General features: G+C 68.4%; 23 protein-coding genes. 11 read left to right on the forward strand and 12 right to left on the reverse strand.

Annotated elements, in window-relative coordinates; translation table 11 throughout:
• Nucleotides 1-221 precede the first annotated feature (221 nt).
• Both ACTFO6_RS12560 and pgi read left to right on the forward strand, forming a co-directional pair.
• Nucleotides 222-764 (forward strand): phasin family protein, encoded by a 543-nt coding sequence (locus ACTFO6_RS12560; protein WP_439934790.1) that lies wholly within the window; start codon nt 222-224, stop codon nt 762-764.
• A gap of 126 nt (nt 765-890) precedes the next feature.
• On the forward strand, nt 891-2,531 hold the full coding sequence (gene pgi, locus ACTFO6_RS12565; protein WP_439934791.1) for a glucose-6-phosphate isomerase: 1,641 nt from the start codon (nt 891-893) through the stop codon (nt 2,529-2,531).
• On the opposite strand, the gene ACTFO6_RS12570 is transcribed toward pgi, so the two are convergent.
• Nucleotides 2,500-5,490 (reverse strand): transglycosylase domain-containing protein, encoded by a 2,991-nt coding sequence (locus tag ACTFO6_RS12570; protein ID WP_439934792.1) that lies wholly within the window; start codon nt 5,488-5,490, stop codon nt 2,500-2,502. The genes pgi and ACTFO6_RS12570 overlap by 32 nt on opposite strands.
• 375 nt (nt 5,491-5,865) lie before the next feature.
• Here ACTFO6_RS12570 and ACTFO6_RS12575 point away from each other — a divergent pair, with 375 nt between their 5' ends.
• The gene (locus ACTFO6_RS12575; protein WP_439934793.1) at nt 5,866-6,072 is read left to right on the forward strand and encodes a DUF6494 family protein; all 207 of its coding nucleotides are present in this window, start codon (nt 5,866-5,868) and stop codon (nt 6,070-6,072) included.
• A gap of 22 nt (nt 6,073-6,094) precedes the next feature.
• Here ACTFO6_RS12575 and ACTFO6_RS12580 read toward each other — a convergent pair whose 3' ends face one another.
• Nucleotides 6,095-6,925 carry an NAD(P)-binding domain-containing protein gene (locus tag ACTFO6_RS12580; protein WP_439934794.1) on the reverse strand — a complete coding sequence of 277 codons (831 nt, stop codon included), beginning with the start codon at nt 6,923-6,925 and terminating at the stop codon, nt 6,095-6,097.
• Between the two features lie 105 nt (nt 6,926-7,030).
• On the opposite strand from ACTFO6_RS12580, the gene glgA reads away from it, so the two are divergent.
• Nucleotides 7,031-8,506 carry a glycogen synthase GlgA gene (glgA, locus tag ACTFO6_RS12585; protein WP_439934795.1) on the forward strand — a complete coding sequence of 492 codons (1,476 nt, stop codon included), beginning with the start codon at nt 7,031-7,033 and terminating at the stop codon, nt 8,504-8,506.
• Between the two features lie 36 nt (nt 8,507-8,542).
• Here the strand turns inward: glgA and glgP are convergent, their stop codons facing one another.
• Together glgP and orn are read right to left on the reverse strand one after the other, a co-directional pair.
• Nucleotides 8,543-11,101 (reverse strand): alpha-glucan family phosphorylase, encoded by a 2,559-nt coding sequence (gene glgP / locus ACTFO6_RS12590; protein ID WP_439934796.1) that lies wholly within the window; start codon nt 11,099-11,101, stop codon nt 8,543-8,545.
• Between the two features lie 94 nt (nt 11,102-11,195).
• Nucleotides 11,196-11,741, reverse strand: a complete 546-nt coding sequence (gene orn, locus ACTFO6_RS12595; protein ID WP_439934797.1) for an oligoribonuclease — start codon at nt 11,739-11,741, stop codon at nt 11,196-11,198.
• Between the two features lie 120 nt (nt 11,742-11,861).
• Here orn and ACTFO6_RS12600 point away from each other — a divergent pair, with 120 nt between their 5' ends.
• Genes ACTFO6_RS12600 through rsgA form a run of 3 tightly spaced genes read left to right on the forward strand, consistent with a single transcriptional unit; the run spans nt 11,862 to nt 14,380 of the window.
• Nucleotides 11,862-13,118 carry a M48 family metallopeptidase gene (locus tag ACTFO6_RS12600; protein ID WP_439934798.1) on the forward strand — a complete coding sequence of 419 codons (1,257 nt, stop codon included), beginning with the start codon at nt 11,862-11,864 and terminating at the stop codon, nt 13,116-13,118.
• Between the two features lie 10 nt (nt 13,119-13,128).
• Nucleotides 13,129-13,443 (forward strand): cytochrome c, encoded by a 315-nt coding sequence (locus tag ACTFO6_RS12605; RefSeq protein ID WP_439934799.1) that lies wholly within the window; start codon nt 13,129-13,131, stop codon nt 13,441-13,443.
• A 13-nt stretch (nt 13,444-13,456) separates the two neighbouring features.
• Entirely contained in the window at nt 13,457-14,380 is a 924-nt protein-coding gene (rsgA, locus tag ACTFO6_RS12610; protein ID WP_439934800.1) for a ribosome small subunit-dependent GTPase A, read from the forward strand.
• A gap of 22 nt (nt 14,381-14,402) precedes the next feature.
• On the opposite strand, the gene ACTFO6_RS12615 is transcribed toward rsgA, so the two are convergent.
• A complete protein-coding gene (locus ACTFO6_RS12615; protein ID WP_439934801.1) occupies nt 14,403-15,413 on the reverse strand; it encodes a CobD/CbiB family protein in 1,011 nt (336 codons plus the stop codon).
• An 82-nt stretch (nt 15,414-15,495) separates the two neighbouring features.
• Between ACTFO6_RS12615 and ACTFO6_RS12620 the strand changes: the two genes are divergently transcribed.
• Nucleotides 15,496-16,041 carry a DUF6806 family protein gene (locus tag ACTFO6_RS12620; protein WP_439934802.1) on the forward strand — a complete coding sequence of 182 codons (546 nt, stop codon included), beginning with the start codon at nt 15,496-15,498 and terminating at the stop codon, nt 16,039-16,041.
• Nucleotides 16,042-16,087: 46 nt separating this feature from the next.
• Here the strand turns inward: ACTFO6_RS12620 and amaB are convergent, their stop codons facing one another.
• Both amaB and rocD read right to left on the reverse strand, forming a co-directional pair.
• Complete coding sequence (gene amaB, locus ACTFO6_RS12625; RefSeq protein WP_439934803.1) at nt 16,088-17,632, reverse strand: L-piperidine-6-carboxylate dehydrogenase; 1,545 nt, start codon at nt 17,630-17,632, stop codon at nt 16,088-16,090.
• Nucleotides 17,633-17,681: 49 nt separating this feature from the next.
• Complete coding sequence (rocD, locus tag ACTFO6_RS12630; protein ID WP_439934804.1) at nt 17,682-19,781, reverse strand: ornithine--oxo-acid transaminase; 2,100 nt, start codon at nt 19,779-19,781, stop codon at nt 17,682-17,684.
• Nucleotides 19,782-20,002: 221 nt separating this feature from the next.
• On the opposite strand from rocD, the gene ACTFO6_RS12635 reads away from it, so the two are divergent.
• Entirely contained in the window at nt 20,003-20,779 is a 777-nt protein-coding gene (locus ACTFO6_RS12635; protein ID WP_439934805.1) for a DUF2189 domain-containing protein, read from the forward strand.
• 115 nt (nt 20,780-20,894) lie between these two features.
• A complete protein-coding gene (locus ACTFO6_RS12640) occupies nt 20,895-22,046 on the forward strand; it encodes an AI-2E family transporter (protein WP_439934806.1) in 1,152 nt (383 codons plus the stop codon).
• 12 nt (nt 22,047-22,058) lie between these two features.
• Here ACTFO6_RS12640 and ACTFO6_RS12645 read toward each other — a convergent pair whose 3' ends face one another.
• Nucleotides 22,059-22,388: a winged helix-turn-helix transcriptional regulator gene (locus ACTFO6_RS12645; RefSeq protein ID WP_439934807.1), complete on the reverse strand. Its 330-nt coding sequence runs from the start codon at nt 22,386-22,388 to the stop codon at nt 22,059-22,061.
• 124 nt (nt 22,389-22,512) lie between these two features.
• Between ACTFO6_RS12645 and ACTFO6_RS12650 the strand changes: the two genes are divergently transcribed.
• Complete coding sequence (locus tag ACTFO6_RS12650; protein ID WP_439934808.1) at nt 22,513-22,989, forward strand: cytochrome P460 family protein; 477 nt, start codon at nt 22,513-22,515, stop codon at nt 22,987-22,989.
• 19 nt (nt 22,990-23,008) lie between these two features.
• On the opposite strand, the gene ACTFO6_RS12655 is transcribed toward ACTFO6_RS12650, so the two are convergent.
• The 4 genes from ACTFO6_RS12655 to ACTFO6_RS12670 form a co-directional block, all read right to left on the reverse strand.
• On the reverse strand, nt 23,009-23,509 hold the full coding sequence (locus tag ACTFO6_RS12655; RefSeq protein WP_439934809.1) for a hypothetical protein: 501 nt from the start codon (nt 23,507-23,509) through the stop codon (nt 23,009-23,011).
• Nucleotides 23,510-23,699: 190 nt separating this feature from the next.
• Complete coding sequence (locus ACTFO6_RS12660; protein WP_439934810.1) at nt 23,700-24,203, reverse strand: GreA/GreB family elongation factor; 504 nt, start codon at nt 24,201-24,203, stop codon at nt 23,700-23,702.
• Between the two features lie 165 nt (nt 24,204-24,368).
• On the reverse strand, nt 24,369-24,935 hold the full coding sequence (locus ACTFO6_RS12665) for a nucleotidyltransferase family protein (RefSeq protein ID WP_439934811.1): 567 nt from the start codon (nt 24,933-24,935) through the stop codon (nt 24,369-24,371).
• The gene (locus ACTFO6_RS12670) at nt 24,928-25,923 is read right to left on the reverse strand and encodes an XdhC family protein (RefSeq protein WP_439934812.1); all 996 of its coding nucleotides are present in this window, start codon (nt 25,921-25,923) and stop codon (nt 24,928-24,930) included. The genes ACTFO6_RS12665 and ACTFO6_RS12670 overlap by 8 nt, the downstream gene beginning before the upstream one ends.
• Between the last annotated feature and the right edge of the window lies 1 nt (nt 25,924).

The following is a 25,924-nucleotide window of genomic DNA, read 5'->3' on the forward strand; positions in this document are numbered from 1 at the left end:
CCATCCCAGCCCGGTGATTTTGGGGTTGGCCTAGAGCCTACGGGTTCCATTCGAAGGATTTCTTTCATCCTCCTGCCTTTTTTGTGCGTTACAATGTTCCAGGTTGATCAAAGTAGCCTAGACAAGTTGACACCGATTGAATTTCCTATAGAATGTAGCTTTATTGCATTGCAGCAACACCTCCCCTCTCCTCTCACCCCTTAACCTCCAAGGAGCAACCCATGTACGCCACCCATGAACCCTTCATCGCTTTCCAACAAGCGAATCTGGCCGCCGCAGTGGAAATTTCCCAGGTCGCCCTGGACGGCACCGAGAAGCTCGCCCAGCTTAACCTGGCGGCCGCCCGGGAAGCGTTGAACGAAACCGCCCGCACCGCCCGAACCGCCCTGGAAGCGAAAAGCCTGCAAGAGCTCCTGGCGTTGCAACCGGCCACCGTCGAGCCCCAGGCGGAAAAGGTGCTGAGCTATCTCAGAAACGTCTACGAGATCGCCGCCGAGACTCAGGCGGCCGCGGCCAAAGCGGTGGAAGGGCGGGTCAGCGCCTTCGGCCAGGCCCTGATCGAGCAAATCGAGAAGGTATCCCTGTCGGGTCCCGCAGGCTCCGAGGCAGCCGTCTCCTTCATCAAGTCGGGGGTCGCCGCCGCCAACAGCGCCTACGACAGCTTCTCCAAGGCCGCCAAGCAAGTAGCCGAGCTGGCGGAAGCCAACGTGAACACGGCTGCCGCCGCCGTCAGCGCCGCCAAGAAAAAGGCCGCCAAAGCGTAAGTCGTTTTCCTTCTGCATTGCCTAGCCCCGGTTCGTCCGGGGCTTTTCGTTTTCGGGGAAGCGGTTGGGGGGTCGCCGGATGCCGGTTAAAATCGAAGCATCCTTTCCAGCCCCATTTCTGGCCCCATGAGCCGTTTGACCGATTCCCCCGCCTGGAAAGCGCTGGCGGCCCACCACGCCTGCCTGGAAGGCCGCCACCTGCGCGAGCTTTTCGCCGCCGATCCTCGGCGCTTCGATCGCTTTTCCCTGGAGGCGACGGGATTGCTGATCGACTATTCCAAGAACCGGATCACCGAGGAAACCCTGGCCCTACTCGTCCAGCTCGCCCGTCAGGCGGAGCTTCCCCGCTGGATCGAGCGGCTGCTCGGAGGCGACCTGGTCAACCACACCGAGCAGCGGGCCGCGCTCCACACCGCGCTGCGGGCCGATCGGCCCGTCCATTTCCAGGGTCGTGATGTGTTGCCCGACGTGCAGCGGGTGCTGGAGCACATGCGGCGCTTCTCCGACGCGGTGCGCAGCGGGAACCTGCGCGGCATCACGGGCAAGCCCTTCACCGACGTGGTCAACATCGGCATCGGCGGCTCGGACCTGGGCCCGGCCATGGCCACCGAGGCCTTGCGCCCTTACGGCAGCCCCGAGCTTCGGGTACGCTTCGTCTCCAACGTGGACGGCAGCCATCTGACCGACACCCTCGCCGGGCTCGATCCTGAGACCACGCTCTTCATCGTAGCCTCTAAGACCTTCACCACCCAGGAGACCTTGGCCAACGCCCGTTCGGCCCGGGAATGGCTGCTCCAGGGGCTGCGCACCGGCTCCGCAGTGCCGCGCCATTTCGTCGCCGTGTCCACCAATGGAGAGGAGGTGCAGAAGTTCGGTATCGCGCCCCACAACATGTTCGAGTTCTGGGATTGGGTGGGGGGGCGCTATTCCCTCTGGTCCGCCATCGGGCTTCCCCTGTGCATTGCCGTGGGCTTCGACCGCTTTGCGGAGCTCTTAGCGGGCGCCCGGGCCATGGACCGGCACTTCGCCGAAGCGCCCTTGGAAAAAAACGCGCCGGTGATCCTAGGGCTGCTGGCGGTGTGGTACGCCAACTTCCTCGGTGTACGCTCTCACGCGGTGCTTCCCTACGACCAGCACCTGGCCCGGCTTCCCGCCTATTTGCAGCAACTGGAAATGGAGAGCCTGGGCAAGCAGGTGGACCGGGACGGGCGGACGGTGGACTATCAGACCGGCGTGGTCCTCTGGGGCGAGCCAGGCACCAACGGCCAGCACGCCTTCTTCCAGCTCCTGCACCAAGGCACCCAGCTCGTCTCGGCGGACTTCCTGGTGGGGCTGAAGGCCCACCATCCCCTCGCCGCCCACCAGCGCATGCTCATCGCCCATTGCTTCGCCCAGACCGAGGCCCTCATGCGTGGCAAGACCGAGGCCGAGGCCCGCGCCGAGCTGGAAGCGAAGGGGATGGGGGGAGAAGCCCTGGAGCGGCTGCTCCCCTACCAGGTGTTCCCCGGCAACCGCCCCAGCACCACCTTGGTCTACGAGAAGCTCACCCCCTACGCCCTGGGCGCGCTCCTCGCCCTCTACGAGCACAAGGTGTTCGTGGAGAGTGTCATCCTCCACATCAACCCCTTCGACCAGTGGGGCGTGGAGCTGGGCAAGCAGCTCGCCAAATCCATCCTTCCCGAGCTGGAAGGGCCCGCGGGGCCGACAGCCGCCCACGACGCCTCCACCCGCGGGCTCATCGATTACGCCCGCTCCCGGGGGGTGTGAGTGCCGCGGCGGAGGTGTCGGCCAGAAGGCGCGCCGGCGCGGCCGGGCACGTCGCCCCCAGATGCCGCTCCAGTACCGGCAGGAGGCCTTTCAACACCTGCACCGGCAAGGCGCTGGTGAACCGGTAGTCCTTGGCTTTTTCCCCGGGCACGTAGGCGCTCACCGTGCCGAAGTAACGGTCCCCGATCAGAAAGACGAAGGTGGCGGCCCGGCCCATGACCCGGGACTCCACGAGCTGGCCTCCAGCGGCGTAGACCTCGAAGCGATGGTCGCCGGTGCCGGTCTTGCCCCCCAGGGCCGCCACTGAACCGTCCGCGAGGGTCAACGCGGCAGGGAGCCGCCGCCCCGTGCCCCGGGCCACCACGTCTTCCAGGGCGCGCCGCACCGCCGCCGCCACCTCCGCGGGCAATACCCGCTCGCCGGCTGGGGCTTGGAACGCGCTGCGGGTCTCGAAAGGGGTAGCCCGGGCGAAGTACAGCGCTTCCAGGCGCACCGTGGACAGCCGCACGCCCTCGTTGACGAGGATGCCCATCAACTCCGCCAGCGCGGCCGGGCGGTCGGCGGAGCTGCCGATGGCAGTAGCGTAGGAAGGCACCAGAGCATCGAAGGGATAACCCAGCCGCCGCCAGCGCTGGTGGATCTCCATGAACGCCTCCACTTCCATCAGGCTCCAGATCCGCCGGTCCTGGGCATCCTTGTGCCGCGTGCGGAAGAGCCACTGGTACACCGCCTGGCGCGCCTCCCGGCTCGCTTCCACCGTCACGCCGAGGCTCGCCCCGGGGTGGCGGCGCAGGAACTCCACCACCCACAGCTCCAGGGGATGCACCCCGGCGAGGAAACCCTGGTCCGCCAGGTCATAGCGGCCGGGCGCGTAGGCTTGGTACAGCGCGGCTGCATCGAAGGCCCGCCCGGCGGGCAGGTGCGCCGCCAGGAACGCTTCCAGCGCCTCGAGCCCGGCCTCGGGAGCCACGGCGCGGAAGGCGGCCGCGAGCCGCGCCGGCGCCGGCCGCACCCCCTGGGCGAGGAGAGCCAGCATCTCCTCCGGCGACTTGCCCCGGTACTTGGCGTAGAAGCGGCGCACGAACTCCCGCCCCTCCCGGTCGGCGAACCGGAAGAGATACTGGGCTCGAGCCGGATGGGTGGGATCCTCCAGAACCCGGGCGGTGGAGCCGGGCTCCCGGAACATAACGTGGTGCACGATGTCCCGCATCAGGCGCACGAAGGGCAGGTTGATGGAGTCGCGGAACGCCTCTCCCACGCTTACCACCCGAACGTCATCCTCGGGTCGGAAGTTCTCGAAGCGGTGGAGCCCTCCTCCGGTGAAGAAGGTCTCGTGGGGGCTCGCGGAGTAACGCCGGTCCAGGGCCGCCTCCAGCATGGCGGGAAGGCTCCGGTCCTGAGCCTTTCCCAGGTAATCCAGAGCCCAGCGGGTCAGGGGATCCCGGGGGCTCGCTTCGACCTTACGCAACGCTTCCGGCGGGAGCGCTCCGTAGCGGGCGTGGAGCTCGGCGATCAGCTCCAGATAGGTCACCAGGGTGCGCAGCTTGGCGGTGGAGCCCAGGTCCAGCTTCGCCCCCTCGTTCACGTCGAAGGGCTGATCGATGCTGTCGGCCTGGACCCGCACCCGGTTGGCACCGGCTGCCCGCTCCACGAGGGTAAAGCTGTAGATCACCTGGGACGGGTCTCCCCGGGCGAGGAGCTTAGGCTCCAGCAAGCCGGCTTCCCGAGCGTAGCGGGGATCGGCAAGCCGGCGCAGCGCCTCCGAGACTTCATTTTGCAGCGAACCCTCGAGCGGCGTTTCCACGGTGAGGTCCAGGCGATCCAGCTCGTAGAGGCTCGCCACCCCCAGGAGCCGGGCCGTCTTGACCCGCGCCGCGTCCGCCCCCTTGCGCTCGAGGAAGGAGCCCGGCGACGCCAGGGGTGCGGAGGCCCGGGGCACCACCCGAATCCGCAGGGCGGTCCGGGCCAAGGCGCCCTCGACCACCCCCTCCTTCGCCATCAGCCGCAAGTAACTGTCGGTGAGGGAATCCAGTCGCTCCCGCCCCCCGTTGAGCAGCTCGGAGGGACGCCGCTGGGCGATGAGCAGGCTCAAGACCTGGCGAAACGCCCGGGCCTGGGCCTCGAGCTCCTCGGGTCCCTGGGGCGCCTGGCGCAGCCGGGCGTTCACCGCGTCGAAGTCCTCCCCGTACCAGGCCCACAGGCCGTCGCCGAGGCCCACTACCTCGCCGAAGCCGGGCGCCGCCGCCAGGGGCACCGTGTTCAGGTAATCCACCACGATCTGCCGGCGAGCGGTAAGGGTCTCGTTCCCGTGGAGATAGGCCCGGAGCGACGCGGAGACCATCTGCCGCACCTTCTCCTCGGCGGAATCGGTCCGGCCGCCGGGGGAATGGCGGTACTTTTCCATCTGGGTGGCCAGGGTGCTTCCTCCCGGCGAAGGATAGTCCTCGGCCACCAGGTGCACCATCCGGCTGAGCACCGCATTGGCCAGCCGGTCCCACTCCACTGCCGGATTGCGATAGGGATAGCGGGTGTCGAGCAGCTCCCGGTTCTCGATGAAGAGGAGCGCGGCCACCACCAGGGGTGGCACTTCGGCGAAGTTCTGGTAGACCCGCTGAGGAAAATCGAAGGCGTAGAGAGGCCGCCCCCGGCAGTCCAACACCCTGAGGCCCGTCTGGTTTTTTTCTCGGTAGATGGGAAAAAGCCCTAGGTCCATCAGGGCAGTCAGGGTGGGAGAGGCGCGGGCTTGCCGCTCCACAACGAAGCCTTCGGCTTCAAGACGCTCGAGGAACGCCGGAAGGCGGCTGTAGCCCATGCGCTGGTCGAAAGGTCCCGGCCCGGGGAAACGGATCGAGGGATTCGCGCCCGGCTCCACCCAGAACCGGATCGCCTGGGCGTAGCGGGAGAGCTGCTGCGCCTGGATGGTGGAGGTTTGCAGCTCCCAGAACCCAAGCCCGGCCATCGCCGCGACGAAAGCCGCCGTCGCCCAGACGACGCGCCGGCGATGGCGCCGCCGGGCCGGCGGATGGGGCAGCGCCGAGAGAAGCAGGCAAGCGGGAGCGGAAGGCCAAGTCTCCGCTCCACGCTCGAGCGGTCGTTCGGGCGCACCCCCGAGCGCCCTGGCCCCGCGAGAGCCACCGCCTCCGCGGAAACGGAGGCGCATATTCGTATTCATATCCTGTTGCCGGGAACAACGAGAAAAGCGAAAACCCGGCCTTCATTAGACGCACCAAAGCGCAAAGAATTGCCGGCGGATTCTCGAACCTTTGTTACGGTGTCGAGGCAAGCGTTTTGGAGTAATCTGTAGGGGCTACCTCACCGACCCACGTGACAGGTCATGAACGAAGAAGCGCTGAACCTGAGCATTCGCAAGTTTCTCAAGAAGGTGGGCATCCGCTCCCAGCGGGAAATCGAGCACGCGGTGGAGAAGGCGCTGTCGGCGGGCCGGGTGAAAGGCAACGAGACCTTTCCCGCCAAGATGCGCCTGACGGTGGACGGCCTTCAGGTGGACGTCACCTTCGAAGGCGAGATCGAGTTGGAATAGTCGCCCCCGCAGAAGGGGCTCTTCAAGCGCCGAGCCCTCGTCCCCGCAGCAGCGCCTGGAGCCGGTCCAGGAAGCCCGCCGCCGCCTGGGTGCTGGCGAGGGTCGCCCGCGCCAGGTTGACCGCCGGGCAGGAAGGTGCTGCGTCGCCGCCCGCGAGGTTCACGTATGACCAACATAGGGCCTCCAAGCGGACGTTCGCGTGTCTGCCCGCGTCCCAGGCGCGGACGAGGAGCTCGGGCGAAGCGAGGGAAGCGGGCGCCTGGACGAGATGCCGGAGCGCCTCGGCGCTTCCCGCCGCCGCGCTTTCCAGGAGCAGTTCCTGCAGCGCCTTCAGGAAGTGGCCGGAGCCCGCGGGTCCTGCATGGATCGCGCCGAACCCGCCCGGGGGCGGCCCGCCGTCCACCGCCAGCTTCTCCGCCAGGGGCTTCAAGCGCTCGAAGGCGGCCGCCTCGCCCCCGATGGCCAGACCGAAGCCGTAGGTTTCGCTTCCTGGCGCGGTGAACAGACCCAGGTCGGCGACCAAGGCGCCCCGCGCCTTGAAGCGCCGGGCCCGTTCCGCGGCGGCGCGCAGATCCCCCTCGACGCAATCCGCGATACAGTCCCCCGGCTCGATCCGGCGGACGAGAGCGGCGAGCAGGCGGGCATCGCAGCCGAAGAGGAACAGGTTGCGCGGGGGATCGAGTCCCTGGCATAGGGCCTTTATCCCCCGGGAGACGGCGATCGTCCCATCCCGGCACAGGGCGTCGAGGGCCGCCTGCTTCCGGGCGTAGATCCGCACCGCCACGCCCTGGGCGGCCAGCCGGCGCGTCACGGCCACCGCCAAGGCATCGATCCCGAGGACGCCAACCTGCATGGAAAGGGGGAGAAAAAAGCGCTGGAACCGTCTTCCCGCGCCGGGGGCGCCGGAAGCCCGCGCTACAATACCGGGCCACTATAACACATGGCCTCCGCCCTCCCCATGCCACCGCCATCCCGCAGTCCCCTGCGCGTCCTGTTCGTGACGCCGGAGATTCATCCCCTGGTCAAGACCGGGGGTCTCGGCGACGTGAGCGGAGCCCTGCCCAAGGCCCTGGCGGCCCTTCACGTGGACGTCCGGGTCCTGGTGCCCGGCTACCCGGCCGTGCTCCAGGGCGCGAGCCACAAGCGGGTGATCCTGGAGGTCAAAGACCTGCCCGGGTTTCCCCCGGCTCGGCTGCTCACCGCCCGCTCGGACGCCACCGCCCCCCTCCTCATCATCGATTGCCCCGAACTCTACCGCCGGGAGGGCGGTCCCTACCTGGGGCCAGACGGCAATGACTGGCCCGACAACGCCCTGCGCTTCGCCCTGCTGGGGCGGATCGCGGCGCTCCTGGGATCGAGCCGCAGCCCCCTCGCCTGGCGCCCCCACGTGGTCCACGGCAACGACTGGCAGGCGGGGCTCGCTCCCGCTTATCTCCACTACTTCCGCAGCGGTCGGGCCGCCACCGTGATGACCGTCCACAACCTGGCGTTCCAGGGGATCTTCCCCGCCGAGACGGTGGCCCAGGTGGGCCTGCCGCCCGAGTCCTTTTCCCTCCATGGCGTGGAATACTACGGGCAGCTCTCCTTCCTCAAGGCGGGGCTCTACTACGCCGACCACATCACCACGGTGAGCCCCACCTACGCCCAGGAAATCCAGTCGGAGCCCCTGGGCTTCGGCCTCCATGGGCTGCTCCGGGCGCGCCGCGACCACCTGACGGGAATCTTGAACGGCATCGACACGGAGGTCTGGGACCCGTCCCGGGATCCCTTCATCGCCGCCCCCTACTCGGCCGAGCGCCTGGAACGCAAGGGCGAGAACAAGCGGGCGCTGCAGCGCTCGCTGGGGCTGCCGGAAGAGGCCGATGCGCCGCTCCTCGGCGTGGTGAGCCGGCTCACGACCCAGAAAGGCGCGGACCTGGTAGCACGCATCGCGCCCCGGCTGGCGGCGCGGGGCGCCCAGCTCGCCGTCCTGGGGAGCGGCGATCCTGCGCTGGAACAGGCCCTCGCCGAGGCCGCCCGGCGCTTTCCCCGTTGTCTCGCGGTGCGCCTGGGCTACGACGAGCCTCTCGCTCACCGGATCGAGGCCGGCGCCGATCTGTTCCTGATGCCCTCCCGCTTCGAGCCCTGCGGCTTGAACCAGATGTATAGCCAGCGCTACGGCACGCCCCCGGTGGTCCACGCCACCGGCGGGCTCAAGGACTCGGTGACCGATGCCACCCCCGCCACCCTCGCCGCCGGCACCGCCACCGGCTTCGCCTTCGAGGTCATGGCGGAAGAGGCGTTTCTCGGCGCCATCGACCGGGGGCTCGCCCTGTGGCGGGACCCGGACGCTTGGCGGCGCATCCAGCGCGCCGGGATGGCGCGGGATTTCAGCTGGCGCCGAAGCGCTCAGCAGTACCTGGGGCTCTATCGCGCCCTGGTCCGGGAGGGCTGAGACGGGAAAATGGCACCGTCTGCCCGGACGTCGCACTCACAGCCATACCATCATCCCCATCTCCAGGGGGTGGGTGAGCAGGGGATGACAGGGGTAGGCGCGGATCATGTAGTTGAGCTTCCCGCAAAGGCTCGGCTCCAGGTCCAGGGTATAGAGGTATTGATTCGGATCGTCGGCCGCGCCCTCCGGCCGGAAGCGGAAGCGTTCGTACTCGGACAACCGGTCGGCCTTGCTGGTGCGGCCGATCAGCAGCTCCACCACCACGTCGTCGGGCTCGAGCCCGTTCGGATACATGACCACCTTGAAGGTGAGACGGCTGCCGAACTGGATACGCTTGGGCCCCGTGTCCAGCCGCTGCAGCCGGACCCCGGGCCAGGCGCGCCGGACCCGGGACTTCCAGGCGGCGATCGCCCGGGCGCTCTCGAACCGGTTCTGGGCGTAGGCGGCGCCTTGGCGCGCCGCCGGGGCATAGAAGCGCTGCACGTATTCGCCCACCATGCGCACGGAATTGAAGCGGGGCAGGATGGAGGCGATGGAGCGCTTGGCGAGCTTCACCCACTCCACCGGGTAGCCCTGCTTGCCGCGCTGGTAGTAGAGGGGCAGCACCTGGTCCTGCAGGATTTCGTACAGGGTGCGAGATTCCTCCCGGTCGCGGCGCGCCGGGTCCATGCTTTCTGGCGCCGGTTTGATGGCCCAGCCGTTCTTGCCGTCGTAACCTTCCCCCCACCAACCGTCGGTGACCGAGAGGTTGATCACCCCGTTGATCGCCGCCTTCATGCCGGAAGTGCCGCAGGCCTCCTGGGGGTAGATCGGGTTGTTGAGCCACACGTCCACGCCTGAGACCAGGCGCCGGGCAAGCCGCAGGTCGTAGTTCTCCACCAGCAAAATCTTGCCCTCGAACTCCGGCATGCGGGCAATCTCCGCCACGCGTCGGATCAACGCCTGCCCCGGCTCATCCGCCGGGTGCGCCTTGCCGGCGAAGATGAACAGGACCGGCCGCTCCGGGTCGGAGACGATCTGCTTGAGCCATTCCAGGTCCTGGAACAGGAGTAGCGCTCGCTTGTAGGTGGCGAAGCGGCGGGCAAAGCCGATGGTAAGCACGTGGGGGTTAATGGGGTCGGCGTACTTAAGTAGCCGCTCCAGGTGGGCCTCCGAACCGTGGTTGCGGAAGTGCTGGATCCTCACCCGGTGGCGCACCAGGTAGAGCATCTGGGATTTCAACGACTGGCGCGTGCTCCAGAAGAGATGATCGGGAATCTCGTCGATACGTGCCCAGAAAGAATCGTCGCATAGCCGGTTGCGCCATTCATTGCCCAGGAACTTGTCGAACACGTCCGCCCAATCCTGGAACAAGAAAGTCGGCACGTGGACCCCGTTGGTGATCGACTCCATCGGGTTTTCTTCCGGCTCGATCTGGGGCCACAGGCCCTGGAGGATACGCGCCGAAACCTCCCCGTGGATGCGGGAGACGCCGTTGTGGAAGCGGGAGCCCCGCACCGCCAGGGCCGTCATGTTGAAATCGCTACTGCCGGGGGTGCGGCCCAGGGCCAGCAGCTCTTCCGGCAGGATCTTCACCTCCTTCAAATACCAGTCGAAGTAGGTGAGGATCATCTCGTCGCTGAAGTGGTCGTGCCCCGCCGGCACGGGGGTATGGGTGGTGAATACGGTGGACACTGCCACCGCCTCCAGGGCGGCGGCGAAATCGAGCCCCTGGCTCATGAGCATGCGCACCCGCTCCAGCACCAGGAAAGCCGCATGGCCCTCGTTGACATGGTACACAATCGGTTTGAGCCCGAGGGCCGCCAGGGCCCGCACGCCGCCCACCCCCAGCACCAGCTCCTGCTCCAGGCGCATGGTGCGGTCCCCGCCGTAGAGTCGGTGGGAGATGTCCCGGTCGTCGGGCCGGTTCTCCTCCAGGTCCGTGTCCAGGAGGTAAAGGGTCACGTGGCCCACCCGGGCCTGCCACACCTTGACCGAGACGCTGCGGCCCGGCAGCTCCACCGCCACCCTGAGCTCCTTGCCGTCCGGGCCGATGACCGGTGCCACCGGCAGGTCGTCGAAGTCGGAATCGGTGTACTGGGCGTGCTGGTTGCCGTCGCTGTCCAAGCTCTGGTGGAAATAGCCCTGGCGGTAGAGCAATCCGACCCCGATGAAGGGCAGGCGCATGTCGCTCGCCGTCTTGCAATGGTCCCCCGCCAGAATGCCCAGGCCCCCGGAGTAGATGGGGAAGCTCTCGTGGAAGCCGAACTCGGCGCAGAAATAGGCCACCAGGTCGTCCGGACCCAGGAGCGCCTGGCCGTCCCGCCGCACCAGCTCCGAATGGTAGGAGTCGTAGGCGGAGAGAATGTGGTTGTAATAGGCCAGAAAGACCGGGTCTTCCGCCGCCTGGGTGAGGAGCTTCTCGTCGATCCGCTTCAGGAACGCCTTGGGGTTGTGGCCCACCGCGTCCCACAGGCCCGGGTGCAGCCGGGCGAAGAGGGTGCGGGTCGGCCGGTCCCAGCTGTACCACAGGTTGTTCGCCAGCTCTTCCAGCCGGGCGAGTCGGCGCGGGATCTTCGGGTTGACTTCCAGGTGAAACACCGTGCGCGGCGTCATGGGGCGTTCTTCGTGAAACATCGAGGCGGAAAATTGTTCGTCTTGTTCTGGGGGACCGGGCGGGCGCTCCAGCCCGGCGGAGCTTCCTGATCCTTCAGAGCCTCAAGAAATTGTCGCGGTAGTACCTGAGCTCGGCGATGGATTCGTAGACGTCGGCCAACGCCTCGTGCTTGCCCTGCTTGGCCACGCCCGCGGCCACCTCCGGCCGCCAGCGGCGGGCGAGCTCCTTCAGCGTGCTCACGTCCAGGTTGCGGTAGTGGAAATAGGCTTCCAGCCGGGGCATCCACCGGGCGAGGAAACGCCGGTCCTGGCACACCGAGTTGCCGCACATGGGCGAGGCCTTGGACGGCACGTGCTCCTCGAGAAAGGCGAGCATGCGCGCCTCCGCCTCCTGCTCGTTGAGCCGCGAGGCCTTGACCCTCTCGATCAGCCCGGTGCGGGCGTGGGTTGACTTGTTCCAGTCATCCATCGCCTCGAGGAGGGAGTCGGGCTGGTGCACCACCAGCACCGGCCCCTCGGCCACCGTCTCCAGGGCCGAGTCTGTCACCACCGCCGCCACCTCCAGGATGCGGTCGGTGTCGGGGTTGAGCCCGCTCATTTCCAGGTCGATCCAGATGAGGCGCGTCGCGTCCTGTGCCATAATCGGTTGGGTCGGACGAGAGCCGCCCCGCTCAACCGGCGGCGGCGTCCCCGGTCCCGCTCTCGCCAAAACCCGCGAAGCGAAATTTTGTCATAAGTCCCACTGCCGCGTCATTTTCCCATGCATCCTTTCACCGCCCTCTTCCTGGCCGTCCTGGCAGCCACCACTGCGACCCGGCTGTGGCTGGACCTGCGCCACATCCGCCACGTGGGCGAGCGGCGCGGCGCCGTACCGGCCGAGTTCGCCGGCGTGATCGAGCTCGCCCAGCACCAGAAGGCCGCCGATTACACCGTGGCCAAGACCCGGCTGTCCCTGGTCCATACCCTCCTCGACGCGGCCCTCGTCGTCGCCTTTACCCTGGGCGGCGGGCTGCAGGCGCTGATCGAATTATGGAACGGCGCCTTCGGCGCCGGGCTCGCTGCGGGAGTGGCCCTGGTCGCCAGCGTGGTTTTGATCGCCGGCGCCCTGGAGCTTCCCCTCACCGCCTACCGGGTTTTCGGCATCGAGTCCCGTTTCGGCTTCAACCGCATGACCGCCGCCATGTTCGTCTCGGACCTGGTGAAGCAGTTGCTCGTGACGGCGGCCCTGGGGCTGCCCTTGCTCCTGCTGGTGCTCTGGCTGATGGAAAAGGCGGGCGCCTATTGGTGGCTTTACGCCTGGGCCGCCTGGGTTCTGTTCAACCTTCTCGTGGTGGCCCTCTACCCCACCCTGATCGCGCCCCTGTTCAACAAGTTCACGCCCCTGGAGGAGGGGGAGCTCAAGCGGCGGGTGGAGGGGCTCCTCAAGCGCTGCGGCTTCCGCTCCCAGGGACTGTACGTCATGGACAGCTCCCGGCGCAGCAGCCACGGCAACGCCTATTTCACGGGCTTCGGCCGGTCCAAGCGCATCGTGCTGTTCGACACCCTGCTCGCGCGGCTCGAGCCCCCCGAAGTGGAAGCGGTGCTCGCCCACGAGCTGGGGCACTTCCGGTTGCGGCACGTGGCGAAGCGGCTCGCCTGGTCCTTAGCCACGAGCCTTGCGGCGCTCGCGCTCCTCGGCTGGCTGATGGAGCGGGAGTGGTTCTACTCGGCCCTGGGTGTCACCACGCCCTCCACCGCCGCCGCCCTGATCCTGTTCTTCCTGGCGGCGCCCCCTTTCCTTTTCCCGCTGCGACCCTTGGCTGCCTATTATTCCCGCCGCCACGAGTACGAAGCGGACGCTTACGCCGCCCGGCACGCCCCGGCGTCCAGCCTCGTCTCGGCGCTGGTCAAGCTGTACAAGGACAACGCTTCGACCCTGACGCCCGACCCCCTGCGATCTGCTTTCTACGACTCCCACCCACCGGTCGGGCTGCGCATCGCGCAGCTCAAGCAAGCGGCGGAACCGGCTCCTTCGTAGGAAAGTTGCCATGGTGCGCATTCTGATCGTTGCTTTCGCCTGCCTCTCCGGGGCGGGAACCGCCTGGGCTAATCCCTTTCCCAAGGGCGATCCGGCCAAGGGCGAGCAGCTCATGGCGGAAGCCCAGTGCGACGCTTGCCACCAGGCTCTCTTCGGCGGCGACGGCAGCCGCATCTACACCCGTCCCGACCGCCGGGTGAGCAATCCCTCCCAGCTCCGGGCCCAGGTCCGTTTCTGCGCCACCCAGGTGAAGGCCAACTGGTTCCCGGAGGAAGAGGAACACGTGGCCGCTTATCTGAACCAGCGGTACTACCGCTTCAAGTGAGGGGAGCGCGCCGATGGATCACCCGGCCGGGAGCCAACTCGACCGGGGCTGCGGCCTGATGGAGGGGCGGGTGGTGGCCGCCTACGGCCGGCGCTTCGAAGTGGAAACCCCCGACGGCGCCCGGCGCCAGTGCGTGGTGAAGGCCAAGCGGCGCGGGGTCGCCTGCGGGGACCGGGTGCGGCTGCGGCCTTCGGGGGAGGGGGAAGGCATGATCGAGGAGATCCTGCCCCGGAAAAACCTCCTCTACCGCAGCGACCCCCAGCGGGAAAAGCTGATCGCCGCCAACGTGACCCAGGTGCTGGTGCTGGTCGCCCCTCGGCCTCCTTTCAACGAAGGGTTGCTCAACCGCTGCCTGGTGGCCGCCGAGGCCGCGGCCATCCCGTCGGTGATCGTGCTCAATAAGATCGACCTGGCGGAAGAGGCGGCCCGCCTTCGCTCCCAGCTTGCCCTGTACGAGGGCCTGGGCTATCCCGTGGTCCCTCTCTCGGCCCAACAGGACGCCTCCCCCTTGCGCCCTTACCTGGAAGGGCGGGTGACGGTCCTGGTGGGGCCTTCCGGAACGGGAAAGTCCACCCTGGTGAACGCCCTGGTCCCCGGCGCCCGGGCCGCCACGGGGGAGATCTCGGAGGCCCTGGACGCGGGCCGCCATACCACCACCCACGCCCGGCTCTATCACCTGGGGCCGGGCAGCGACCTCATCGATTCCCCCGGCATGCAGGCCTTCGGGCTCTCCCACCTGGAGCCGCCAGCCCTGGCCGCCGCCTTTCCCGAGTTCCGTCCCCACCTGGGCGTCTGCCGTTTCAACGACTGCCGCCACCTGGAAGAGCCCGACTGCGCGGTGCGCGCCGCGGTGGAGCGGGGCGAGATCGACCAGCGGCGGCTGACGATCTACCAGACCCTCATGCGGGAGCGGCTGAAGAAAAAGCTGTACGCCTGATCCAGCCCGTCCAATCCCGCGTTCAGCCGAACCAGCGGGCCACCGCGATCAGCAGCAGGACGCCCCCCCACAGGGTGATTACCCGCCAGATCATCAGGCGGGCGCTCGCCACCATGTCGGGATCGGCCTCGTCCCCTATTCCCAGCTCGGGGCGATAGAAGAGCTCGCCGTAGCGGCGGTAGGGCTCCCCCAGCCGCACCCCCAGGGCTCCGGCGCCGCTCGCCAGCACGATGCCCTCGTTGCGGTCGAGCCAGGTGGACGCCTGGCGCTGCCAGCAATACACGGCGTCTTCGAAATCGCCGACGATGGCGAAGCTCGCCGCCGTGAGGCGCGCCGGGAGCCAATCCAGGACATGGAACGCTTGCGCGGCGAACCCGGCGAAGGCGGCCCGTTCGGTTCCGTCGGCGCGACTCCAGCGCTGCTGGATCAGGGTGGTGAGCCGGTAGAGCACCGCGCCGATGGGCCCGGGCAGCACCACGAACCAGAAGACCGCCGCCAGGGCGCCGCGATGGGCCTCCAGCAGCCCCTGCTCGATGGCGAGGCGCGCCACCTCCCCGGGGCCGAGATCGGACGCGGTCTCTCCCCGCCAGCGCTCGAGCCGCTCCCGCGCTTGCGTATCGTCTCCGCGCCTCAAGGCCTGCTCGATCTCGGCTAGGGCGCGGTTTCCCTGCTGCAAGCTCACCGTGAGGTAGAGCACCAGCACGTTCCACGCCCAGGCGAGCAGCCCGCTCAATTGGGCGAGCAGGAGGTACACGACACCGACGGCGACGAGGACCGGGAGGACCGCGAGGGCCCAGGCCACCACGGCCTGATGGCGCTCGCCGCCGTTGAACTGCCGCTCGAGGAAATCGGCGTAGCGGGCGAAGAGGGAAGCGAGGGGGTGATCCCGATCCAGGGGGCGCCAGTAATCGAGCAGCAGGGCTGCCAGCAATGAGGCCAGGGTCACGGGGAGGTGGAAGGAACGGTCCGCCGATATGGTAGAACGTCTCAAGGGACGAGTCACGGGGTCGCGGCGCCGGAAGCGCCGGGCCATCCGGCGCTTCCCAGACTGACCCGCGCCCGGCCCCGTGGTATTATTAAATAATCTTTTCCCTTGGCTCCCAAGGAGTTCGGACATGCGTACCGAGGTTCACGTCCACGGCAGCCTCTATCTATGCGAAGGCGTCACCCGCCGTCAGGTGGAGGCGGCCCTGCGCCCGTGGCTCGAGTATCTCGATGTGGAGCGCATGGAGGAAGCGAAGAGCCTGGAGCCGGACCAGCCGGGCATCGTCTACCACGCCCGGGACGGCGTGCTGGAAATCTGCTGGACCGGCGCCGTGGGGCGCACCTTCGAGCAGAAGCTGGAGGAGACGGTGGAGCTGCTAGGGCCCCTCACCGAGCAGGCCGCCGAGCTGGAGCTCACCTATTACCACGAGAACGGCAACGACGAAACCCGGCTCATCTTCATCGGCCCCACCTCCGAAGCGATCCACGAGGCCCAGCGCCGGCGCATGGTGGAGGACGTGGCGGGGCTGCTCGCGCGCCAGTTCGACGAAAGAGCGGTGAACGAAGTGGTGGCCCTGGTGAACGATCTTTTCCGCCGCCAATGGCAGCAAGGCGGCGAGGCGGCTCCGGCGCCCTCCCTCTCATCGGTGCCGCCGGGGCGCAAGCACCTGCACTGACTTCTTCCTCTGCGCGCTTTGCCCGATCTCGAGATGGGGCGCCGCATCACGGGGCGCCTCTCGCCGTCCCGCTTCCCCCCACCTCGAAGCGGATCCCCTGGGCCAGGGGCAGGGCCGAACCCCAGTTGATGGTGTTGGTCTGGCGCCGCATGTAGGCTTTCCAGGCATCGGAGCCCGCCTCGCGCCCACCGCCGGTTTCCTTCTCGCCTCCGAACGCCCCGCCGATCTCGGCCCCCGAGGTGCCCAGGTTGACGTTGGCGATGCCGCAGTCGCTGCCTTCCGCCGAGAGGAACTGCTCCGCCCGCCGCAGGTCGGTGGTGAACAGCGCCGAAGAAAGCCCCTGGGGAACGCCGTTGTTGAGCTGGATCGCCTCCTCCAGGGTGCGGTAGGGCATCACGTAGAGAATGGGGGCGAAAGTCTCCCGCTGGACCACCGGCCAGTGGTTCTCCGCCCGGACAATGGTGGGCTGCACGTAATAGCCGGGGCCCGGTAGCACCTCGCCTCCGTAGAGCACCTCTCCCCCGAGGGCCCGGATCTCGGCCAAGGTGGCCCGGAACCGCTCCACGGCGGCTCCATCGATCAGGGGCCCCATAAGGGTGGCGGGGTCCAGGGGATCGCCGATGCGCACCTGCCGGTAGGCATCGATCAGCCGGGCCACCACCTCCTCCATGCAGGAGGCATGGACGATCAGCCGGCGGGTGGTAGTGCAGCGCTGTCCCGCGGTGCCCACCGCGCCGAAAACGATGGCCGGAATGGCCAGCTTCAGGTCGGCGGCCTCGTCCACGATCACGGCGTTGTTGCCGGAGCACTCCAGCAGGCACTTGCCCATCCGCGCCGCCACCGCCTGGGCCACACGCCGGCCCACGGCGCTGGAGCCGGTGAAGGACAAGAGGTTGATCCGCGGATCGGCCGCCAGCCGCTCGGCCGCCTCCGTGCCCGGGTCGAGCAGCAGGGCGAAAACGCCGTCATAGCCGAAGCGCGCGAGCACCCGGTTGACCAGGTGTTGCACGGCCAGGGCGCTCAGGGACGCCTTGGGCGAGGGCTTCCACACGGTCACGTTGCCGCACACGGCGCTTAAGAACGCGTTCCACGCCCACACGGCCACGGGAAAGTTGAAGGCGGTGATCACCCCCACCAGGCCCAGGGGGTGCCACTGCTCGAACATGCGGTGCTGGGAGCGCTCCGAAGGCATGGTGCGGCCGTAGAGCATGCGGGACTGGCCCACGGCGAAGTCGGCGATGTCGATCATCTCCTGGACTTCCCCGTCCCCCTCCTGCTTGATCTTGCCCGTCTCCAGGGACACCAGGGTGCCGAGGGCATCCTTTTCGGCCCGCAGGGCGTCGCCGATCGCCCGGATCAGCTCCCCGCGCTTCGGGGCCGGCACCCGGCACCACTCCCGCTGCGCCTGCCGGCTGCTGGCGATCACCGTCTCGTAGTCGGCGGCCGTGCAGGCGCCCGCGGTAGCGATGGGCTCCCCGGTGGCCGGATTGAGGGAAGGGAACTGACCGGCGCCCGGAAGCCAGGTGGACGGGGCGCAATAGCCTGCCGGATTGGCGGGCTCGATGCCGAGACGATGGAGCACCGTTTCCATGATCGATCCCTCTCGGGCGTTTTTGACTGCCTTCTCGCCGGCCTCCCGGCTAGGCCACCCGGCGCGCGTTCCGCTGGTGTTCGAACGCTTCCCGCACTTGGGCCACCGCCCAGTCGATCCGCTCGGCGTCGATCACCAGGGGCGGGGCGAAGCGCAGCACGGTCTTGTGAGTATCTAGCGTCAGGATGCCCCGCGCCAGCAGATCCAGGCACAGGGTGCGGGCGTCTACCCGCGCCGGATCGATCTCGACGCCCACCAGGAGCCCTCGCCCGCGTACTTCCCGAATCAAGGGGCTTTCGATGGCCCGCAGCCCTGCCAGGAGCCGCGCGCCCAGCGCTTGCGCCCGCTCGGGAAAATGCTCCTCCAGCATCACTTCCAGCGCCTCCAGCGCCACCGCCGCCGCCAGAGGATTGCCGCCGAAGGTGCTGCCGTGGCTGCCCGGCGTGAAGACCCCCATGACTTCCTCCCGGGCGAGGAAAGCGGACACCGGCACAAGCCCGCCGCCCAGGGCCTTGCCCAGCACGACCCCGTCGGGCTGCACCCCTTCGTGCTGGCAAGCGAGCAGCCGCCCCGTGCGCCCGAGCCCGGTCTGCACCTCGTCGCAGATGAGCAGCACCCGATGGCGGCGGCAGATCTCCGCGCACCGGGCGAGGTAGCCTTCGGGCGGCACCACGATCCCGCCCTCCCCCTGCACCGGCTCTACCAGGAAGGCCGCGGTGTGGGGCGTGATCGCCCGCTCCAAGGCGTTCGCGTCCCCGTAGGGCACCAGTACCGCTCCGGGCGGGAAGGGGCCAAAACCGTCCCGGTACTCCGGCTCCGACGAGAGTCCGATGATGGCGATGGAGCGGCCGTGGAAGTTGCCCTGGGCTGCGATGATCTCGGCCGACCCGGCCGGCACCCCCTTCACGCGGTAGGCCCAGCGCCGCGCCGCTTTGAGGGCCGCCTCCACCGCCTCCAGGCCGGTGTTCACCGGCAACGCCCGGTCGAACCCGAACACCTGGCCCAGGCGCTCCAGCAGCCGTGGCAGCCGGTCGTTGTGGACCGCCCGAGAGGTGACCGCGAGCCGGCGCGCCTGGCGCTCCAGGGCCCGCACTAGCCGGGGATGGGCGTGGCCGTGGCTCACGGCCGAGTAGGCGCCCAGCATGTCCAGGTAGCGCCGGCCCTGGTCGTCCCACACGTAAACGCCCTCTCCCCGGGTGATCACCACCGGCAGCGGATCGTAGTTGCGGGCGCCCCAGCGCTTTTCCACCTCGATCCACGGGCGCGACGCTCGCTGCCGCCCTTCCACCACGGCGGCGATGAGCCGTTGCGCCAGTCGCACCGTGCGGCCGTGGGGGTCCAGGCGCGGGTTGAGCTCGGCCACCTCCAGGACAAACAGGCGGGCGTCGTCCGCGATCCGGAAGAGCGCCCTCACCGCTTCCTCCGCCCTCAAGCCCCCCGGCGCGGGCGTGCCCACGCCGGGGGCCTCTTCGGGCTCGAAGGCGTCCAGGTCCACCGACAGGCCAAAGCCCGCGCTGCCGCGAGCGCAGATGGAAGCCGCTTCGTCCAGCACCTCGTCCAGGCCCCGGCGCCGCACTTCCGCCATGCCGAATACCCGCACCCCCAGGCGCAGGAGGAGCGCCGCCTCTTCGGGCTCGAAGCTGCGCGCCCCCACCAGGCACACCCGGGCGGGGTCCAGCTTGGGGCCGGGGCCGCCGCATCCCGTGAGGGCGGGATCGCCGTAGCCCAGCAGGCAGGCGAGGGGCATGCCGTGGAGCGCTCCACTCGGGGAGGTCTCGGGCGTATGGGCGTCCAAATGGGCGTCGATCCAGAGGAGGCCCAGGGGTCCTTCAGCGGAGAGCGCCCGCCAGGCGCCGCTCCACGTGCCCAGGGCGCAGGTATGGTCTCCCCCCACCACGATGGGAAAGACGCCCTCCGCCAGGGAAGCGGCCACTTCCTCGGCAAGGCGCGCCCCCAGACGGGCGACTTCCCGCGTCGCGTCCCGGGGCCTAGGTTCGGGGAACAAGATGGCCCGCCAGCGGGCTTGGGCGTGGTCTTCGCCCATCAACGCCGCGAGCGCCGCGGGGCCTTCGGCGCAGCCCGCGTCCCGGGCGCCAAGCCCCGAGGCATAACCGATCAGATGCCACGCCTGAGGATCGAGAGACTTCATTTTCCTCGCCCAAGGAATCTCAATCTCAAAAACTTAGAGCCTACAGGGAGCTGGGCGTTCGGCGGTGCCCGCCGGCCCTTAACAAACGGCCCGCCATAGGCTAAATAGGGAATGTGGTCCGCCGTCGAGGGAGCAGGCGGCCGTAAGGCCGGTGCGGCGCCCGGCGAGCCGGGAGAAGATTCCGCTCATCCCGCGTCAGCGTCGACAAAAAAGAGAAGGCAATGGAGCACATTAGCAGTCAAGCTTCCGGCTTCGACGCCGTCCGCGTCCGCAGCGTCGAGTCCCGGCGCCCGTTGCGCTGGCTCGCCGCCGGATGGCGGGACCTGCAGGCCGCCTCCCTCTCGAGCCTGGCCTATGGGATTTTCTTCGCCCTCTTCGGCTATGTCATCTTCATGTTCGCCTGGTACCGACCCTATCTTTTCACCGCCATGGTCTCGGGCTTCTTCCTGGTGGGCCCGTTCCTGGCCATCGGGCTCTACCAGATCAGCCGGCGCCTGGAGCGGGGAGAGCGGGCGAGCTTCGTCGACTCGGCCCTCGCCTGGCGGGAAAACCCCCAGTCTATCGGCCTGTTCGGGTTCCTGCTCGCCTTCATCCTCATCTCCTGGGAGCGCCTGTCGGCCGTCCTGTTCGCGCTCTTTTTCCACGGCGGCGACCTGCCTTCGCTGGAGGCCCTGGCGAACCGCCTGTTCTCGGTGGAGTACCTGGGGTTCGTGGCGGCCTATCTGCTGTTCGGGGCTTTGCTCGCCGTGGGGGTGTTCGCCATCAGCGCGGTCTCGATCCCTCTCATGCTAGACCGGAAGGTGGACACCGCCACCGCGGTGGTGACCAGCGCGCGCGTATGCGCGCGCAACGTCCCGGCGATGGCTCTGTGGGCCGCCCTCATCGTCGCCCTGGTGGGCGTCGGGCTCCTCACCCTGTTCATCGGGCTCATCGTCACCATGCCCCTGGTGGGTCACGCCACCTGGCATGCCTACAAAGACCTGGTGGAGACCGACTGAATCGCACCCTTCCCCCGCGGGGCGCGGGCGCGGCGGCCCCGGCGATCCGGGGGGAGCCGCCGGCGATCCGCCGCGGCCACAGCGGCGGCGTTTGCGTGTACCATGAGCGGCCGCCATGGATCGCAGAGTCTTTTTCGCCCTCTTGGCGTACACGGCCCTGCTCGGCTTCCTGTATGCCCTCTACCTGGTCCTGCGCCCGTTCCTGCCGGCCCTCGGCTGGGCGGCGGTGATCGCCATCGCCACCTATCCCGTGTACGACGGGCTACGGAGGCGCCTGCCCCTGGGCGAGACCTGGGTCTCCGCCCTCACGACCCTCATGGTGTTCTTGGTCCTGGTGGTGCCCGGCGTGTTCATCGGCCTCACCCTGGCCCAAGAAATCGGGCACGCCCAGGAATACATCGGCCGCTGGAGCGCGGAGGAGCGCAAGCTCGCCATCGACGAGGTGCTCCATCACCCCTGGGTGGCGCCCCTGGTGGCCAGGGCGAACGAGCTGGTAACCCTGTACGACATCAACATCAAGGAAGCGGCGGTGCAGAGCGGTCAGCGCCTGCTGCGGCTGCTATTCGACTCCTTGACCGGCGCCGCCAAGCAGGTGGCACTCTTCGTGCTCCAGTTGCTCCTGGTGTTGATCGCCCTCTTCTTCCTCTACCGGGACGGGGCCAAGCTCACCCAGGGCTTCTGGTCGGCGCTGCCCATCGGCGAGGAGCGCAAGCGGGTGATCCACGACACCGTGGAGAACGTGGTCTCGGCCGTGGTGATCGGCATCCTGGTGACCGCCTCCCTCCAGGGGCTGTTGGCGGGCCTCGCCTACTGGCTGGTGGGACTCGGATCGCCGGTGCTGCTGGGCACCCTGACCGCCATCGCCGCCCTGGTCCCGGTGGTGGGCACCATGCTGGTCTGGGTGCCGGCGGTCGCCTACCTGCTCCTCACCGGGCAGGTGGTGGACGGCCTGATCCTGGCCGGCTGGTGTGCCCTGGTGGTGGGCTCGGCGGACAACTTCCTGCGCCCGCTCTTGATCAGCGGCCGCACCGGGCTGCCCTTCTCCCTTATGACCCTGGGCGCTCTGGGGGGGCTCGCCGCCTTCGGCTTTTTCGGCCTGGTGGTGGGCCCCCTGGTGCTGGCGGTGTTCGTGATCGTGTTCGAGATGGTCCGCAAGGACGTGATCGCCTTCGACGCCGGCCTTCGGGCGCCCGAGGCCGAGCCGCCGGGCCGCCGCCCTCCCCCTGCTCGGGCGGCCAGTCCCAACGACGGCAAGGAAGGACCCTGAACGGGCGCGGGCTCACTCCCCGTCCAGTTCGTCTTCCAGCCGGCGGATCTGGTCCAGGATGCCGGCAAAGCGCTCGCCGAAGGGGGTCAACGAATACTCCACCCGCGGCGGGATCTCCGGGTAGCTGGTTCTCTGCAGCACCCCGTAGCGGGTGAGCTTCTTCAGCCGCTCGTTGAGCACCTTGGCAGAGAGGCCCGGCACGGCGTGCTCCAGGGCCCCGGGGCGCCGCACCCCCTGGCGCACGAGGGAGAGGACCGTGAGGGACCATTTGCAGCCGATCACCTCCTCCACCATCGCGGCCACGCGCGGCCGGGAAATCGCGGCGTTCTTTTTCCCCTTCATCGTCAGAAAAATACACCGAAAAGTGAGGAGCTTACCGTTTTGTGCCCGCTTTCCCGGCGGCTGCCCGGCTGCTACATTGGCAGCCTTCGCGGATTTCATCACGCGAGTCCGAATGGAGGCAATCATGCGCGCAGCCGTGTTTCTTTCCTTCTGTTTTCTCGCCCCGAGCGCCCTCGCCCAGGAGAAGGTCCAGGTCCCCTACCCCGAGGGCTACCGGGACTGGCGCCATGTCAAAAGCATGGTGATCAACCCCGGTCATCCGCTCTACGAGGCCTTCGGCGGGATCCATCACATCTACGCCAACAAAAAGGCGCTCCAGGGCTACCAGAAGGGCCGGTTCCCCGATGGCGCGGTGATCGTCTTCGATCTTCTGGAAGCCAGGAACGCCGACAACGCCGTCACCGAAGGCCCGCGCAAAGTGGTGGGGGTGATGCACAAGGATTCGAAGAAGTTCGCCAAGACGGGCGGGTGGGGCTTCGAGGGCTTCAAGGGGGATTCGAAAGCGGAGCGCGCGGTGGGGGGAAACGCCGAAACGGCGTGTTACGCCTGCCACACCCCGCAAAAGGAAAAGGACTACGTGTTCAGCCAGTTGCGGCCTTGAGGGGCGCGCGCCGGCGTTCTCATCCGAGGTGCCGGCGCACCTGGTTCACGTAATCCTCGGCTTTCCCTTTGCCCGCCACGCGACCCACCACGTCGGCGACCCGCTGCACCTCAGCCAGCAGCCCGGCGGCGGAACCCGCCGCCTCCAGGCCCGGGGCGAACAGATCGGCGTCGGGTCCCAGAAGCTCATGGAGCCGGTGCAAAGCCTCCCGGCGCGCCGCCTCCAGGGGGCCTTCCGGCGGTGCCTTCCCAGGTTCCAGGGCCGCGGCCGGCTTCGCTGCCTGCTGGCCCGCGCCGTTCGCCGGCGCGATCAGCTCCAGGGCGAGGAGCTTTTCCAGGTAGGGACCCAGGTCTCCCAGGTGGGCCAGCTTCTGCGCTAGTTGCCCGAGCGGGGTCTGCCCGTCCAGCATGATGAGCAGCATGCGGGTCTTGGCATCGAGACCCGCCTGGCGCGTCGCCACTTCAGCGCGGCCCTTGTCGGTCTTGGCAAAAACGGTACCCGGCGTAAAGTTGCCCGCCATGAACTCCTCCCCTTGTCGTGGTTGACGCTCCCATCTCCCGCCGGCGTGGGCCGGGCCTGCCGACGGCAAACGGCTCGTCAACCGTTAACCGAAGGCTCGGCGGCAACCGGCGGGCGAGACCGTTTCCTGCAGCCGCTGGAAATCCCCGGGGAGCGCTCCGCCGCTCCTGGCGGGCCGAAGCGGCGAGGACTCACTCCGGATAACGAATATTCACGATTTCCAGCTCGAGATTGCCCGCAGGTCGTTGCCAGGTCACCGTGTCCCCTACCTTGGCGCCTAGCATGGCCCGTGCCAGGGGCGAGACCCAGCTCACCCGGTTCTTGGTGACGTCGGCCTCGTCCTCACCCACGATGGTGAAGGTGTGGCGCTCCCCGTTTTCGTCTTCCACCTCGACGATGGCCCCGAAGTGGACCTCGTCCGCCGGCTGCTTGGACAGGTCGACCACCACCGCTTTTTCGATGCGCCCTTGGTAGTAGCGCAGGTCCCGTTCTACCTGGGCGAGCTCCTGCTGCCTGTGGGGATCGTCCACTTGCCCCTCCAGGCTGGCGCGGCGCTCCTGGAGGTCGCGAACCATGGCGTGTAGCCGCTCGAGCCCCTCCCGGGTCACGTAGTTGGGATGCTCGCTCTGCGGCCGGTCCGGCAACTGGTTGGCCAGAACGCTGTCGTCCTGTTCCTTCAGAAACGCCTGGCTCATCGACCCTCCTTGATCCCCGAGAATCAAGCCCGCTCACCCACAAGCCTATTTTTTCAGTATAGCGAAATCTCGCGCCGGCTTCCCCAGCCTGGAAATAAGACCGCGGAACCGGGCTCCGGTTTATATTTCCGGGGGTTTTCTTCGGCCGCCCGGCGTCCAGTATGGCTAACGCTCCAGATCCGCCGGCCGGTCGATGTCCCAGAGAACGCCGGGATCGTCCACGTCCACCAACACCAGGGCCTCCTGGTGCCGGGCGATCAGGCTGCGGGCGCCTTCGTCGCCGCTCAGGGCTTCCAGTTCGGTGCGCAGCCGGATGGAAAAGGCCACCGGGTGACCCCGCTCTCCATGATACGAGGGCGCGGCGATGAGCGCCCCACCGCGCAGTGCCTCCGCCACCTGCCGGTAGGAATCGGGAAGAATGAAGGGCATGTCAGCCAGGGCCACAAGGATGCCCTCGGTGTGCTCCGGGAGCACGCCCACGCCCCAGGCGAGGCTCGCGCCCATGCCCCGATCCGCTCCGGGGAAGATGGACACCAGCGCCCCCTCCTCCATCAGAAGGTGGGCGAGCCGGCCGCAGCCCGGACGCACCACGGCGAACGCCCGGTGCACCACAGGCAGGAGGCTCCTCAGGGCCGCCACCGCCATGGGCACCCCGTCTGCCAGCGGCTCGAGAAGCTTGTCGGCGCCGTAGCGGGATCCGCGGCCCGCCGCCAGGAGCACGCCGTTAATCACAGACGGCAGCGTCCCGGGAAAAAACCGCCTCGAGCGTCTCTTGACCCACGAGCCGGACGCCGTGGCGCAGCGCGGTGAGCTCCGCCAGGATGGCCACCGCGATCTCCGGCGGCGTGCGACCGCCCAGGGGAAGTCCCACCGGCCCGCGGAGCCGGGTCACTTCGTCTCCCGTCAGGTCCAGCATTTTGAGCCGCTCCCGGCGCCGGGCGTTGTTGGCCCGGCTCCCCAGCGCCCCCACGTAGAACGCCCTGGACTTGAGCGCCGCCATGAGGGCCATGTCGTCCAGCTTCGGGTCGTGGGTCAGAGCCACGATCGCCGTGCGCTCGTCGGGAACAAGCGCCTGCACCGCCTCGTCGGGCATCCCGGGCAGAAGCTCCGCCCCCGCAACCTTCCATTCCTGAGCGTACTCTTCCCGCGGGTCGCACACCAGCACCTGGTAGTCCAGCGCCAGGGCGAACTCGGCGAGATAGCGGGATAGCTGCCCCGCGCCGATCAGCAGCATCCGCCAGCGGGGGCCGAAGACCCGGGTCAGCTCGCGCCCGTCGAAGATGACCGGGCCGTCCCCGGCTGCGGGCACGATCGTGGCCTTCCCCGTCGCGAGATCCAGCCGGCGGGCGACGGAGCGGCGGGTCTCCACCGCCTCCAGCACCGGGGCGAGGCTTCGGGCCGAGGCGAGGGGCTCGATCGCGAGCTCCAGGGTCCCGCCGCAAGGAAGCCCGAAGCGGGCCGCCTCGTCCCGCGTGACGCCATAGCGGGCGACTTCCGGGCGCAGGGGAAAGCCCCCGACGAAACGGGAAAGCAAGTCGTCCTCCACGCAACCGCCAGAGACCGAGCCGGCGACGCGCCCGTGCTCGCCGAAAGCCGCAAGGGCCCCCACGGGACGGGGGCTCGATCCCCAGGTGCGCACCACCGTGGCGAGGGCCACCCGCCGCCCTTCGGCGAGCCAGCGCACCGCCGTGCGCAGGACCTCCAGATCCACCGAGTCCATC

Origin of the sequence: Pelomicrobium sp. G1 (assembly GCF_051905455.1) — a bacterium.
In the GTDB taxonomy this organism is placed as follows: Bacteria; Pseudomonadota; Gammaproteobacteria; order Burkholderiales; family UBA6910; genus Pelomicrobium.